Source organism: Streptomyces sp. H39-S7 (assembly GCF_027158205.1).
In the GTDB taxonomy this organism is placed as follows: Bacteria; Actinomycetota; Actinomycetes; order Streptomycetales; family Streptomycetaceae; genus Actinacidiphila.
In genome coordinates, this window is the sequence record NZ_JAPVLU010000057.1 from 33721 (window position 1) to 48335 (window position 14615).

Below are 14615 nucleotides of genomic sequence, written 5' to 3' on the forward strand. Positions count from 1 at the left end.
ATCCGGCCATGCCCGCCCGTGCCCGGCCTGTCGGGGCCCTACCCGGGGACCGGGGACCTACCGGGGCGTCGGGGTGCGGATTCCGGTCAGCGCGGTGACGACCGGGTCCAGGGAGCTGTGGATCTCCTCGCCGATGTTGCGGAAGAACCCGATCGGGGCGCCGTAGGGGTCGTAGACCTCGTCGGCCTCGGCGCTCGGGGCCAGCAGCCAGCCGCGCAGCGCGGCGGCGGCACGGACCAGCGCACGGGCGCGGTCCGACACGGTGCCCTCGGGGAGGGTCGCGGGGTCTATCGCCCGCACCAACCGGGTGAACTCCTTCAGCGTGAAGGTGCGCAGCCCGGCCGCGTGCCCCATCGAGATGACCTGCGCGCGGTGGTCGCGGGTCGCGGTGAGCACCAGGTCGGCGTCGATGACGTGGTCGTCGAGCAGTTCACGGCCGATGAACCCGGACGCGTCGGCGCCGTACTCGGTGAGGACGGCGGCGGCGTGCGCCTCCATGGGCGCGCCTTCGTGCCCCCACGTGCCGGCGGACTCGACGAGGATGCCGTCGGCACCGTCGCCGAGGCGCAGCGTCAGCTCATGGCGGGTCAGCCGCTCGGCGATCGGCGAGCGGCAGACATTGCCGGTGCAGACGTGGAGGATGCGGAAGCGGTCGTCCCTTTGACCAGGCAGCCCCGGTATGCCACGCCTTTCGGGCGCGGTCAATTGCGCTCCTCCAGGTCGGGTACAACCTCGCGCAGCTGGTCGGCGCTGATCGCGCCGGCCCGCAGCAGCACCGGGATCCTGCCGGTCACGTCGACGATGGACGACGGGACGGTGGCGGGTGTCGGCCCGGCGTCCAGGTACACCGCGACGGAGTCGCCGAGCATCTCCTGGGCGGCGTCGCAGTCCTCGGGCGAACGGTGGCCGGTCAGGTTGGCGCTGGACACCGCGAGCGGCCCGGTGGCGGTCAGCAGTTCGATCGCGACGGGGTGCAGCGGCATCCGGACGGCGACGGTGCCACGGGTGTCGCCGAGGTCCCAGTTCAGGGACGGCTGGTGCTTGGCGACAAGGGTGAGCGCGCCGGGCCAGAAGGCGTCGACGAGCTCCCAGGCCAGCTCGGAGAAGTCCGTGACCAGGCCGTGCAGCGTGTTCGGGGAGCCGACCAGCACCGGGGAGGGCATGTTGCGGCCGCGCCCCTTGGCCTCCAGCAGATCGCCGACGGCCTGTGCGTCGAACGCGTCCGCGCCGATGCCGTACAGGGTGTCGGTGGGCAGCACGACGAGCTCACCACGCTTGATGGCGGACGTCGCTTCGCGCAGTCCGGCGGCGCGGTCGGTCGCGTCCGAGCAGTCGTAACGCCGTGCCATTAGCTGACCTCCAGGCTGTGCGCCGCCGCTGCGGCACCGTGCGTGCAGTTGACCCGCGCCATCATGGCGTCGCCTTGCGTGCGGTGGTGAAGCGGGGCCGGTTGTTCAGGTCGGGGTGGTCGGCGGCGTCGGCCCAGCCGGCGTCCTCCTTGAAGATCCACGGAACCTGACCCCCCTGGGAATCCGCGTGCTCGATCACGACGACGCCACCCGGCCGCAGCAGCCGGTGCGCCGTGCGCTCGATGCCGCGGATGGTGTCGAGGCCGTCCTCACCCGAGAAGAGGGCAAGTTCGGGGTCGTGGTCACGCGCCTCGGGCTGCACGTACTCCCACTCGGTGAGCGGGATGTACGGCGGATTGCTGATGACGAGGTCCACCTGGCCGTTGAGCTCGGGAAACGCGGCGAGCGCGTCCCCGTGCTCCAGCTGGACCTTGCTTCCCTCGATGTTCTTGCGGGCCCATTCCAGGGCCTTCTCCGACAGTTCCACGGCGTGCACGCGCGAGCGCGGCACCTCCTGGGCCAGCGCCAGCGCGATCGCGCCGGACCCGGTGCACAGGTCCACGATCAGCGGCTCGGCGACGTCCATGGCCCGTACGGCGTCTATCGCCCAGCCGACGACCGACTCCGTCTCGGGGCGCGGGACGAAGACACCCGGACCGACCTGCAGCTCCAGGTACCGGAAGAAGGCGCGTCCGGTGATGTGCTGGAGCGGTTCGCGGGCCTCGCGGCGGGCGACCGCCTCCCAGTAGCGGGCGTCGAACTCGGAGTCGGCGACCGAGTGCAGCTCGCCGCGCTTGACGCCGTGCACATACGCGGCCAGTTCCTCCGCGTCGAAGCGCGGGGACGGCACGCCGGCGTCGGCCAGCCGCTGGGCGGCCTGCGCCACCTCGGCGAGCAGCACGTTCACTGATTGCCCTCCTGTTAGCTCGCTGTGGCCGGTCAGCCGGCGCTTCGGCCGGTGTCGCGGCCGGTGTCAGCCGGCGTCGCCGGCCGCGGCCAGCTTGGCGGCGGAGTCGGCATCGACACACGCCTGGATCATCGCGTCGAGGTCCCCGTCGAGGACCTGGTCCAAGTTGTACGCCTTGAAGCCGACGCGGTGGTCCGAGATGCGGTTCTCGGGGTAGTTGTACGTCCGGATCCGCTCGGAGCGGTCCACCGTGCGGACCTGGCTGCGGCGCGCGTCGGAGGCCTCCTGGTCGGCTTCCTCCTGCGCGGCCGCGAGCAGCCTGGACCGCAGGATACGCATGGCCGACTCCTTGTTCTGGAGCTGGCTCTTCTCGTTCTGGCAGGAGACGACCAGACCGGACGGCAGGTGCGTGATGCGCACCGCGGAGTCGGTGGTGTTGACGGACTGGCCGCCGGGTCCCGACGAGCGGTACACGTCGATGCGCAGGTCGTTCGGGCCGATCTCGACCTCGACCTCCTCGGCTTCGGGCGTGACGAGCACGCCGGCCGCGGAGGTGTGGATCCGGCCCTGCGACTCGGTGGCGGGCACCCGCTGCACGCGGTGCACCCCGCCTTCGTACTTCAGCCGCGCCCAGACGCCCTGGCCGGGCTCGGTGGCCCCGTTGCCGCCCTTGGTCTTCACGGCGACCTGGACGTCCTTGTAGCCGCCGAGGTCGGACTCGTTCGCCTCGATGAGCTCGGTCTTCCAGCCGACGCGCTCGGCGTACCGCAGGTACATCCGCAGCAGGTCGCCGGCGAACAGCGCGGACTCCTCGCCGCCCTCTCCGGCCTTGACCTCGAGGATGACGTCCTTCTCGTCGTGCGGGTCGCGCGGTACGAGCAGCAGCCGCAGTTTCTCGGTCAGCTCGGCGCGCTGCTTGTCCAGCACCTTGAGCTCGGCCGCGAAGTCCGGATCGTCCTGGGCGTACTCACGGGCGGTCTCGATGTCCTCGCCGGTCAGCTTCCAGGAGCGGTAGGTGCCGATGATGGGCGTCAGCTCGGCGTAGCGCTTGTTGAGCTTGCGGGCATTGGCCTGATCCGCGTGCACCGCGGGATCGGCGAGCCGCTTCTCGAGGTCGGCGTGCTCGCCGATCAGTTCCTCGACTGCCTCGAACATCTGCTGTGCCTCTCCTGGACAACCCTGGACTGCTATCGGTACCGGACGACAAAGCGCCGGTCCGGTCCCCCGACGTGACGGGGACCGAGAACCGGCGCTTTCGGGTCGCTACTTCTGGGCGGACCCGGCGGCCTTCTTGCCGAAGCGGGCCTCGAAGCGGGCCACGCGGCCACCGGTGTCGAGGATCTTCTGCTTGCCCGTGTAGAACGGGTGGCACGCGGAGCAGACGTCGGCGCGAATCACGCCGCTCTTCTCGGTGCTGCGGGTCGTGAACGACGCGCCACAGGTGCAGGTGACCTGGGTCTCGACGTACTCGGGGTGAATTTCGCGCTTCAAGGGATGCTCCTAGGTTCGGGAGGGCGCCGGGTCGTGGAGCGGGTTTGCGTCACGTGAACCGGGGCCAGCGGTCCAGTCTGCCAGCACCGGCCGCATCTCCCAAAACGAGAGGCGGCCGGATTTCATTCCCGACGGCTCCGCGCGGCCGGGAAAACGCCCCGAACCCGTGCGGGAGCTGCGCGGGAGCCCGCCGGAAGGGTTCGGGAACGTTTCAGGAACCGCTTCCGACGACGCCCTTGGCATCAGTCTCGGCGGCGGCGGAGCCCTTGAGGGCGGCCGCCGGTATCGGCAGGTCCGACGTGAGCGCCTGCCACACGAGCGCGGCCTGGGCGTCCAGGGGCTCGACGCGGTTCTCGTCGCTCTTGGCGTACTGGACCGGCAGCGTCACCATGTCGATGTTCTCGGACTTCAGGCTGGAGAGGCTTCCCGCCAGCCCCTGGAGCCCGCTGATGGAGGCGAGCTCCGAGTCGGTGGTGATGGCCGTGGTGGCCTTGTCGGCGACCTTGTAGAGCTTCGCGGGGTTCGACAGCACGCCCAGACCGTTCGCCCGGTCCATGAGCGCCTTCATGAACGCCTGCTGCAGCTGTATGCGGCCCAGGTCGCTGCCGTCGGCCACGCCGTGCCGGGTGCGGACCAGGCCGAGCGACTGCTCGCCGTTGAGCGTGTGGGTGCCGGCCGCCAGGTCCAGGTGGCTGGATTTGTCGTGGATCGCCTTGGTGGTGGTGATGGGGACCCCGCCCAGGGCGTCGATCAGGCCCTTGAAGCCGGTGAAGTCGACCTCGATGTAGTGATCCATGCGGATACCGGTCAGCGACTCGACGGTCTTGACCGCGCACGCCGGGCCACCGAGCTCGTACGACTCGTTGAACATCACCTTGCGGGCCTCGGGAGAGGTGCCGCCGGCGGTCTTGGTGCACTCGGGGCGGGTGATCAGGGTGTCGCGCGGGATGCTCACCACGCTGGCGGTCCTGTGGCCCTCGTAGAGGTGCACGATCATCGCGGTGTCGGAGCGGGCGCTGCCCTCGTCCGCACCGTACTTGTCGTTGGCGCCGGCGCGGGAGTCGGAGCCGAGGACGAGTATGTCCTCGGAGCCGTTGTCGACCTGCGCGGGCCGGTTGTCACCGAGCGCCCGGTTGATGTCGACGCCGGTGATGTTCCCGTTGAGCTTGAAGTACAGGTATCCGGAACCGACGCCGCCCAGCACGACCAGGCCGGCGACGGTCCAGGCGGTTATTCGCAGCGGACGGCGGCCCGGGGCCGTGCGCCGCGCATCGCTCGTGTGGTCCGCCATGGCCCCTCAGTCCTCGTCCGTCGTCGGTGTGCGGCTACCCCCAGCTGTGTCGCTCAGGCGTGGCTTGTCCTGACCTGTCAGACGGTGATTCGTCCGACGTGGTTCCTGGCGAGTGTGCACGCCGAACATAAGAACGGGCTCTCAGGTCCCCCTTGCGGGGAGCCCGAGAGCCCGCTCTTACGCCTTCTCGCCCTTATGACAGCCCTTCTACGACGTATATCGCGTGACAGACGTCTCGAAAGGGGCGAACCCGTCAGTCGTTGTTGTTGCCCGGGGTCGTCTTGGCGATCTGCATCAGGAACTCGGCGTTCGACTTCGTCTGCTTCATCTTGTCCAGCAGCAGCTCGATCGCCTGCTGGGAGTCGAGCGCGTGCAGCACCCGGCGGAGCTTCCAGACGATCGCGAGCTCGTCGCGGTCGAGCAGGATCTCTTCCTTACGGGTACCGGACGGGTCGACGTCCACCGCGGGGAAGATGCGCTTGTCGGCGAGCTTGCGGTCGAGCTTGAGCTCCATGTTGCCGGTGCCCTTGAACTCCTCGAAGATCACCTCGTCCATGCGCGAGCCGGTCTCGACCAGCGCGGTGGCCAGGATGGTCAGCGAGCCGCCGTCCTCGATGTTGCGCGCCGCACCGAAGAAGCGCTTCGGCGGGTAGAGCGCGGTCGAGTCGACACCACCGGACAAGATGCGGCCGGAGGCCGGGGCCGCGAGGTTGTACGCGCGGCCCAGACGGGTGATCGAGTCCAGCAGGACGACCACGTCGTGACCCAGCTCGACGAGACGCTTCGCGCGCTCGATGGCCAGCTCGGCGACGGTGGTGTGGTCCTCGGCCGGGCGGTCGAAGGTCGAGGAGATGACCTCGCCCTTCACCGACCGCTGCATGTCGGTGACCTCTTCCGGACGCTCGTCGACCAGGACGACCATCAGGTGGCACTCGGGGTTGTTGACGGTGATCGCGTTGGCGATCGCCTGCATGATCATGGTCTTACCGGTCTTCGGCGGGGCCACGATCAGACCGCGCTGGCCCTTGCCGATCGGTGCGACCAGGTCGATGATCCGGGTCGTCAGCACACCCGGGTCGGTCTCCAGGCGGAGCCGGTCCTGCGGGTACAGCGGGGTCAGCTTCTGGAACTCGGGACGGCCACGACCGGAGTCCGCCGCCATGCCGTTCGCCGAGTCCAGCCGGACGAGCGCGTTGAACTTCTCGCGGCGCTCGCCGTCCTTGGGCTGGCGGACGGCGCCGGTGACGTGGTCACCCTTGCGCAGGCCGTTCTTGCGGACCTGGGCGAGCGAGACGTACACGTCGTTCGGACCCGGCAGGTAGCCGGACGTCCGGATGAACGCGTAGTTGTCGAGGATGTCCAGGATGCCCGCGACGGGGATCAGGACGTCGTCGTCGTTGACGGTCGGCTCGTTGCCGAACTGCTGCTGCTCGTCGCGGCGGTTGCTGCCCCGACCACGGCGGTCGCGGTAGCGGCCACGACGACGGCCGCGGCCGTCACCGAACTCGTCGTCGTCCTGCGCGTTCTGACCCTGGCTCTGGTCGCGGCCCTGGTCACGGCTCTGGCTCTGACCGCCCTGGCTCTGGTCGCGGCCCTGGCTCTGGCCCTGGCCCTGCGGGCTCTGGCCCTGGCCGCCGCCCTGGCTCTGGCCGCCCTGGTTGCCACCGCGGTTCTGGCGGTTGCCGCCCTCGGCGCCGCCGGCAGCGGCCGCACCGCTCTCATCGCCACGGTTGTTGCGGCGCTCGCGCTGCCGCTCCTGTCGCTCACGGCGGTCGTTCTGCCGGTCGCCGCGCTGACCGCGCTGGCGGTCCTGGCGGTCCTCGCCGGTCGCGGCCTTGCCGTCGGCGGCGCCCTTGCCCTCGGCGGTGTCCGCCACGGCCTCGGCACGCTCGCCGGCGCGCTCGTTCCTGGCAGCCTTGGGCTGCTCACCGGCGGGCTGGCCGGGAATGTCGATCTGCTTCGCCTCGGTCGGCGCGGCGGCGGCCGGAGCCGCGGCAGCGGGCTCGGAGCTCTCCACCGTGCGGGCCCGGGAGGTCGCCCGGCGCTTCGGCTTCTCGGCGACGGCCTCGGCCGTCGCCGTCCCGGCGACCGCGGCGGCCTTGGTGGGGGCGCTGGTGGCCCCGCCCTTGCCGGCCTGGGTGTCCTTGATCGTCTCGATCAGCTGGCTCTTGCGCATCCGCGCGGTGCCCTTGATACCGAGACCGGAGGCAAGCTGTTGCAGCTCTGCCAGGACCATGCCGTCGAGGCCGGTCCCCGACCGGCGGCGCTTGGGGGCAGCACCGGTGGCAGGCGCGGCAGCGGCGTCCGGAGCGGGCGCGGCGTCTGAACGCACGCCCATCAGATCGGTGGTGTCGCTCACGAAGGGTCCTTCCCTGGAGCGGACGTCGGCCTGTCTGGCTCGGCGACCGGTTGTGCTGTCCGGATCTGGGCGTTTCCGCTGCTCAGAGCCGGGGCGATGGTCCGCCTGATGGCGGCAGATAGACAAACATGGTTCCGGCGCGAAGGGTGAAGGAGATTATTCGCGCCGACTCCGGAGCGTGCTCGACACTGCTTAGGCGGGATGCTCAGGCGGTGTGGGAGGCTCCCGGAAGAGTGGCGGTCCCCAGAAGGGACACAGATCACTGCTGCGTGCACTTCGGCACCATTCGTGTGCATGGTCCGTCGAGTGCAGGCTTGACATTAACACTACCGGATCCAACAAACATTCCCCCTCTCTCCAACCGGCAATCGTGTCACTGCCCCACTGCGAGGGGCAGGACACAGGCCCCTGCCGCGTCGAGGGCCAGACGGTTCGCCGCCCACCCCTCGCCCGCGAGCCGGGAGACTTTGTCCGCGGCGCCTTCCTCGGTGAGCGCGAGGACCGTGGGTCCCGCTCCCGAGATGACCGAGGGGACGCCGTCAGCACGCAGCCGGTTCACCAGAGCCACGCTTTCGGGCATGGCAGGAGCACGGTAGTCCTGGTGCAGCCGGTCCTCGGTGGCGGGCAGCAGCAGCTCGGGACGGCGGGTGAGCGCCTCCACCAGCAGCGCGGCACGGCCCGCGTTGACCGCCGCGTCCACATGCGGGACGGTCCGCGGCAGCAGGCCGCGGGCGACCTCGGTCAGTACCGGCTTGGACGGGACGAAGACCACCGGGACGACGGAGGCCGCCGGATCCAGCCGGATCGCGCGGGCGGCACCGGACTCGGTCCAGGCGAGGGTGAAGCCGCCGAGCAGACAGGCGGCGACGTTGTCGGGGTGGCCCTCGATCTCGGTGGCCAGTTCCAGCAGCGCGGCGTCGTCGAGACGCTCGGGGCCGCCTATGGTCACCGCGCGGGCGGCCATGATCCCCGCGCAGATCGCGGCGGACGAGGAGCCCAGGCCGCGGCCGTGCGGGATGCGGTTGGCGCAGACCACCTCCAGGCCGCGCGGCTGTCCGCCGAGCAGGTCGAAAGCGGTCCGCATGGAGCGCACCACCAGGTGCTTCTCGTCGCGGGCCAGGTTCTCGGCGCCCTCGCCCGCGATGTCCACATGCAGCCCGGAGTCGGCGACCCGGACCACGACATCGTCGTAAAGGCCCAGCGCCAGGCCGAAGGCGTCAAAGCCGGGGCCGAGGTTGGCGCTGGTCGCGGGGACGCGCACTCGGACCGCGGCGGCGCGGAACGCGGGACCGGCCATCGTTCGACGATTCTCCTTGTACTGGTGCTTGTTTCTTGTGCAGAGGTGCTGTTCTGCCCCGGAATGCCGAGCCATTGGCGATGTACGGCGGGGCTGCGATTGCGGCAGGAGCGGCAATGCCTGTGGCATGAACCGGATCGGCACACTGCGGCGCCGGTAGGGGTCAGCCTATCGAAGGAAGGTTCTGCTGCGACATAGGGCGCACGAACAGCGCGTGATGCGTGTCGCGAGCTTCTTCGTGCGCCCCTGCGCTGCGGCGCCGCGTCAGACCAGTCCCAGCTTCTCCGCGGCTGCGTCCGCGTCGACCGCCACGGTGACCGGCTGGGGCGCGCCGGCGACCGCCCAGTCCGGGTCCTTGAGGCCGTTGCCGGTCACGGTGCAGACGATCCGCTGCCCCGGGTCGACCTTGCCCTCTTCGAGCGCCTTGAGCAGGCCGGCCACCGACGCGGCCGAGGCGGGCTCCACGAAGACGCCCTCCTTGGCAGCCAACAGCCGGTAGGCGGAGAGGATCTGACGGTCGGTCACCGCTTCGATCAGACCGCCGGACTCGTCCCGCGCCTCCTCGGCGAACTGCCAGGAAGCCGGGTTGCCGATCCGGATCGCGGTCGCGATGGTCTGCGGGCTGCGCACCGGAGCACCGTTGACGATCGGCGCGGAACCGGCTGCCTGAAAGCCCCACATGCGCGGCTTGCGGGTGGAGATCTTGTCAGCCGCATACTCGCGGTAGCCGCGCCAGTACGCGGTGATGTTGCCCGCGTTGCCCACCGGAAGCAGGTGGAGGTCGGGCGCGTCGCCAAGCGCGTCGACGATTTCGAACGCGGCGGTCTTCTGGCCCTCGATACGTACCGGGTTGACCGAATTGACCAGCGCCACCGGGTACTTCTCCGACAGTCCGCGCGCCAGGTCCAGGCAGTCGTCGAAGTTGCCGTCGACCTGAAGGATCTTGGCACCGTGGATCAGCGCCTGGCCCATCTTGCCCAGCGCGATCTTGCCCTGCGGCACCAGGACGGCGCAGACCATCCCGGCGCGCACCGCGTAGGCGGCCGCCGAGGCGGAGGTGTTGCCGGTGGAGGCGCAGATGACGGCCTGGGCGCCCTCTTCCTTGGCGCGGGTGATCGCCATGGTCATCCCGCGGTCCTTGAAGGAGCCGGTGGGGTTGGCGCCCTCGACCTTGAGGAACACGTCGCACCCGGTCAGCTCGGAGAGCAGCTGCGCGGGAACGAGCGGAGTGCCACCCTCCAGCAGCGTGACGACCGGGGAGTCCGCAGCGACCGGCAGCCGGTCGCGGTACTCCTCGATGATGCCGCGCCACTGGTGGGTGCCGGACATTCGGGGACCCGCGGTGGAGCCGCTCGGAGATTCGGTGGTGACAGCGTTCATAGTGGGTTACTCCCCTTCCACGCGCATGATGCTGGCGACGCCGCGTACGGTGTCGAGCTTCCGCAGTGCCCCGACGGTCGCCGACAAGGCGGCGTCGGGCGCACGGTGAGTGACGACGACGAGGGACGCTTCGCCGTCCTTGCCCTGCTGGCGGACCGTGTCGATCGACACGTCGTGTTCCGCGAAAACGGTGGCGACCTGGGCGAGAACGCCCGGTTTGTCCGCCACGTCAAGGCTGATGTGGTAACGGGTGACCACATCGCCCATCGGGCTCACCGGCAGTTGCGTGTACGCGGACTCGCCGGCGCCTGTGGTGCCTGCCAGTTTGTTGCGGCAGGCGGCCACGAGGTCGCCGAGTACGGCGGAGGCGGTGGGTGCGCCGCCCGCGCCGGGACCGTAGAACATGAGCTGACCCGCGGCCTCCGCCTCGACGAAGACCGCGTTGTACGCCTCACGGACGCTCGCCAGCGGATGGCTGAGCGGGATCATCGCCGGGTGGACCCGGGCGGTGACGGACCTGCCGTCCGTGGTGCGCTCGCAGATGGCCAGCAGCTTGACCGTGCAGCCCATCCGCTTGGCGGACGCGATGTCGGCGGCGGTGACCTCGGTGAGGCCCTCCCGGTACACGTCGTCCATGGTCACACGGGTGTGGAAAGCGATGCCGGCCAGGATCGCGGCCTTGGCGGCGGCGTCGAAGCCCTCCACGTCGGCGGTCGGGTCGGCCTCGGCGTAGCCGAGCGCGGTGGCCTCGTCGAGCGCCTCGGAGTAGCCGGCGCCGCTGGAGTCCATCTTGTCGAGGATGAAGTTGGTCGTACCGTTGACGATGCCCATCACCCGGTTGATCTTGTCGCCGGCCAGCGACTCGCGCAGCGGGCGGATCAGCGGGATGGCACCGGCCACCGCGGCCTCGTAATAGAGGTCGACCTTGTGCGCGGCGGCGGCGGCGTGCAGCGTCGCGCCGTCCGCGGCGAGCAGCGCCTTGTTGGCGCTGACCACGGACGCGCCGTGCTCGAAGGCGGTGGTGATGAGGGTTCGGACCGGCTCGATGCCGCCGATCACCTCGATGACGACGTCGATGTCGCCCCGTTTGACCAGGGCGGTGGCGTCGGTGGTGAGCAGCTCCGCGGGCACGCCGGCGCGCACCCGGTTGGGGCGCCGCACCGCGATCCCGGCCAGTTCGACGGGGGCTCCGATTCGCGCGGCGAGATCGGCGCCCTGCGTCGTCATGATGCGCGTCACCTCTGAGCCGACCACACCACAGCCCAGCAGCGCCACCTTCAGCGGACGCGTACGCATCATCCGACCTCGTTTCTCACATCTCTCGGGGTAGGACCAGTCTCACGCACCGGACGCGAGAATCCATCTCCTGTCCGGTGCGTGAGACCAGCCCCGCTATTTTTGAGATTTCACTTCAGCCGACGTCAAGACGCAGGAGATCGTCCTCCGTCTCCCGTCGCACAATCACCCGTGCCCCGCCATCATTCACGGCCACGACGGGTGGCCGCAGAGCATGGTTGTAATTGCTCGCCATGGAACGGCAGTACGCCCCCGTCGCCGGAACGGCGAGCAGATCGCCGGGCGCGAGGTCGGCGGGCAGGAACGCGTCCTTCACGACGATGTCGCCGGATTCGCAGTGCTTGCCGACGACCCGCGCGAGCATCGGCTCGGCCGTGGACGTCCTGGACACCAGGGAGACGCTGTACTCGGCGTCGTACAGCGCGGTGCGGATGTTGTCGGACATCCCGCCGTCCACACTCACATACGTCCGCAGACCCTCCAGCGGCTTCACGGTGCCCACTTCGTACAGCGTGAACGCCGTCGGGCCCACGATCGCCCGGCCCGGCTCCACGGACAGCCGCGGAACGCCCAGCCGGTTCGCGTCGCACTCGCGGGTGACGATCTCCCGCAGCGCCCTGGCGATGTCGTGCGGCTCCGCCGGGTCGTCCTCCGACGTGTACGCGATGCCGAGGCCGCCACCCAGGTCGATCTCGGGCAGCTCCACGCCGTGCTCGTCACGGACCGCGGCGAGCAGCGCCACCACCCGGCGCGCGGCGACCTCGAAGCCGGCCATGTCGAAGATCTGCGAGCCGATGTGCGAGTGGATGCCGACCAAATCCAGTGCGTCGAGCTTCAGGACCCGGCGCACCGCCTCGGCCGCCTGCCCGCCGGCGAGCGCCAGCCCGAACTTCTGGTCCTCGTGCGCCGTCGCGATGAACTCGTGCGTGTGCGCCTCGACGCCGACGGTCACCCGGATCTGCACCCGCTGGCGCTTGCCGAGCCGCTCGGCGACGTGCGCGACCCGGACGATCTCCTGGAACGAGTCCAGGACAATCCGGCCCACACCCACCTCGATGGCGCGCTCGATCTCCTCCAGCGACTTGTTGTTGCCGTGCAGCGCGATCCGGTCGGCCGGCATCCCCGCCGACAGCGCCACCGCCAGCTCCCCGCCGGAACACACGTCGAGGTTGAGCCCCTCCTCGAACAGCCACTTCACGACCGCCCGCGAAAGGAACGCCTTCCCCGCGTAGAACACGTCCGCGCCCTCACCGAACGCGTCGCGCCAGGCGTGGCAGCGGGCCCGGAAGTCGGCCTCGTCGAGGAAGTAGGCGGGCGTCCCGAACTCCTCGGCGAGCGCCCGCACGTCCAGCCCGCCGACCTCGGCGGCGCCGTCGGCGTTACGGGTGACCGTACGGGCCCACACGCGCGGATCGAGGACGTTCAGGTCGGCGGGGGGCGCGGTGTAATGCCCCTCGGACATCACGTCGGCGTGGCGGGGCCCGGCGGGGTGGGCGGATCTACTCACGGGACTCTGTCTCCTCAGAGGTGTTCTGGCGCGCTGATACCGAGCAGGGCCAGGCCGCCTGCCAGCACCGTGCCGGTCGCTTCGGCGAGCGACAGCCGGACACGGTGGGCGGCCAAGGGTTTCTCGTCGCCGCGCGGCAGCGGCGGGCACTCGTCGTGGAAGCGGAGGAAAGCATCGGCGAGCCGCTCCAGGTGGCGGGCGACCCGATCGGGGGCGCGGTGCCGGGCAGCGGTCTCTATGACACGGGGGTAGTCGGCGATCAGGCCGAGGAGGTCCGTCTCCGCAGGATGGTGAAACGTACCGTCCGAGGCGTCGGAGGAGGGTTCGATGCCCAGATCGTGGGCGTTGCGCAGCAGTGCCCGGCTCCGGGCGTGCGCGTACCGGACACGGAAGAGCGGATTGGCGGCGCGCTGCGACAGCAGTGCCGCCGCGTCCAGGGCCGGCGCGTCGTCGGCCGGGGGGCGCAGCAGCGCCCAGCGGGCGGCGTCCTCGCCGAGCAGCTCGCAGAGCTCGCGGCGGGTGGCGCCGGCGGGACGGGGGCGGACGGGCTCGGCGGTGGGGGGGACGTGGGCGGCGGGGGTGACCTGGGCGCCGCAGACGCGGAGCAGCCGCGTCAGGACCTCGGCGGTAACGGCGGCGCGGGGCTCGCCGTCATGGACGGGGTTCGCGTACGTACCGGCGAGCGCGTCGCTGTGGCCGTACGCCGCCCCGCGCTCCAGCACCATGCGCACCACGTCCCCGTAGGCGGCTGCTTCGAGCGTGATGTTCAGGAAGCCGGGGCCCGCGATCACCACCTGCGCGATGCCGGGCTCCGCCGCCAGCCGCTTGCGCAGCACCTCCGCGACCTCCCGCGGCGGACGGCCCGCGGCGCCCGCGAGCTGCAGCGCGACATTCGTCGCGTAGTCGCCGCACCCGGGCCGGGGCGGCCGCTGCACGCTGATCCGGTCCGGCACCGCCACCCGCAGCTCATCGGCCGCGACGGCGCGGCGAACCGTGCTCAGCACAGCACGGGAGAGCTCGGCGGGGGTCACACGGAAAGGGTAGGCGAGGAGGGGGGTACCCACGCGACCGGGTTTCTCCGGGATGGCGCCGCCCCGGCCCGGCCGGGGTCTCAGCTCACCGGCTGCAGGGCGTTTCCGTCCACCGTTGCCAGCAGCCCCGCTCACCCGCTGCCGGGATTCCGCTCAGCCGCTGCCGGGAGCGGCGGCCGCCTGGCCCTCGGTGGGCGCGCCCTCACTACCGGGAGCGCCGGGGGCGCCCGGCCCGCCGAGGGCCAGCCGCCGCACCATGTTCACCAGATCGGAGGGCTCGAACGGCTTCCCCAGGAACGCGTCCACCCCGGCGGCCACGCCGCGCTCGACCTCGAGCTGGGTGCACGCGCTGACGATCGCGATCCGGATGTCCCGCGTCCGCGCGTCGGACCGCAGCCAGGCGGCGGTCCGCAGTCCGTCCAGCCGGGGCATCACCACGTCGAGCGTGATCACATCGGGCTGCACGCGGTGCACGATGTCCAGGCATTCGGCACCGTCAGCCGCGGTCACGACCTCGAAGCCCTCCAGCTCGAGATTGACCCTGATCAGCTGCCGGATGACCTTGTTGTCGTCGACGACAAGCACCCGGCCGGAGATGCCCGGCACATCTCGAAGAGTAGGCGGGGCCATCGCGATCCGTCCGCGATTTGCCCACTTCTTCCCCGTGAGAGGGACCTTTCCCAACCCCACCCCCCCCCCCCCCCCCC

The 14615-nt window shown here is 70.6% G+C and carries 13 protein-coding genes; all 13 read right to left on the reverse strand.

The genetic code is table 11. The features are described 5' to 3' along the window. Positions 1-57 precede the first annotated feature (57 nt). The 13 genes from O3X23_RS36915 to O3X23_RS36975 all read right to left on the reverse strand — a co-directional run bounded on the left by O3X23_RS36915 (position 58) and on the right by O3X23_RS36975 (position 14514). The gene (locus tag O3X23_RS36915) at positions 58-705 is read right to left on the reverse strand and encodes an arsenate reductase/protein-tyrosine-phosphatase family protein (RefSeq protein WP_269277315.1); all 648 of its coding nucleotides are present in this window, start codon (positions 703-705) and stop codon (positions 58-60) included. Continuing rightward, a complete protein-coding gene (locus tag O3X23_RS36920) occupies positions 702-1349 on the reverse strand; it encodes an L-threonylcarbamoyladenylate synthase (protein WP_269277318.1) in 648 nt (215 codons plus the stop codon). The genes O3X23_RS36915 and O3X23_RS36920 overlap by 4 nt, the downstream gene beginning before the upstream one ends. A gap of 61 nt (positions 1350-1410) precedes the next feature. Continuing rightward, on the reverse strand, positions 1411-2256 hold the full coding sequence (prmC, locus tag O3X23_RS36925; protein ID WP_269277321.1) for a peptide chain release factor N(5)-glutamine methyltransferase: 846 nt from the start codon (positions 2254-2256) through the stop codon (positions 1411-1413). Positions 2257-2322: 66 nt separating this feature from the next. Continuing rightward, the gene (gene prfA / locus O3X23_RS36930; protein WP_269277323.1) at positions 2323-3411 is read right to left on the reverse strand and encodes a peptide chain release factor 1; all 1089 of its coding nucleotides are present in this window, start codon (positions 3409-3411) and stop codon (positions 2323-2325) included. A 108-nt stretch (positions 3412-3519) separates the two neighbouring features. Continuing rightward, the gene (gene rpmE, locus O3X23_RS36935) at positions 3520-3747 is read right to left on the reverse strand and encodes a 50S ribosomal protein L31 (protein ID WP_138355974.1); all 228 of its coding nucleotides are present in this window, start codon (positions 3745-3747) and stop codon (positions 3520-3522) included. 211 nt (positions 3748-3958) lie between these two features. Beyond that, positions 3959-5038, reverse strand: coding sequence for an LCP family protein (locus O3X23_RS36940; protein WP_269277328.1), 1080 nt, complete (start codon positions 5036-5038; stop codon positions 3959-3961). Positions 5039-5291: 253 nt separating this feature from the next. Continuing rightward, positions 5292-7397 (reverse strand): transcription termination factor Rho, encoded by a 2106-nt coding sequence (rho, locus tag O3X23_RS36945; protein WP_269277330.1) that lies wholly within the window; start codon positions 7395-7397, stop codon positions 5292-5294. Between the two features lie 373 nt (positions 7398-7770). Beyond that, positions 7771-8694, reverse strand: coding sequence for a homoserine kinase (gene thrB / locus O3X23_RS36950; RefSeq protein WP_269277334.1), 924 nt, complete (start codon positions 8692-8694; stop codon positions 7771-7773). Positions 8695-8958: 264 nt separating this feature from the next. After that, positions 8959-10023, reverse strand: coding sequence for a threonine synthase (gene thrC / locus O3X23_RS36955; RefSeq protein ID WP_269277349.1), 1065 nt, complete (start codon positions 10021-10023; stop codon positions 8959-8961). A 57-nt stretch (positions 10024-10080) separates the two neighbouring features. Beyond that, positions 10081-11373, reverse strand: a complete 1293-nt coding sequence (locus tag O3X23_RS36960; RefSeq protein ID WP_269277337.1) for a homoserine dehydrogenase — start codon at positions 11371-11373, stop codon at positions 10081-10083. 112 nt (positions 11374-11485) lie between these two features. Beyond that, complete coding sequence (gene lysA, locus O3X23_RS36965; RefSeq protein WP_269277340.1) at positions 11486-12877, reverse strand: diaminopimelate decarboxylase; 1392 nt, start codon at positions 12875-12877, stop codon at positions 11486-11488. 14 nt (positions 12878-12891) lie between these two features. After that, the gene (gene nrtL, locus O3X23_RS36970) at positions 12892-13908 is read right to left on the reverse strand and encodes an ArgS-related anticodon-binding protein NrtL (RefSeq protein WP_269277343.1); all 1017 of its coding nucleotides are present in this window, start codon (positions 13906-13908) and stop codon (positions 12892-12894) included. Between the two features lie 153 nt (positions 13909-14061). After that, positions 14062-14514, reverse strand: a complete 453-nt coding sequence (locus O3X23_RS36975; protein WP_443048089.1) for a response regulator — start codon at positions 14512-14514, stop codon at positions 14062-14064. Positions 14515-14615: the final 101 nt, after the last annotated feature.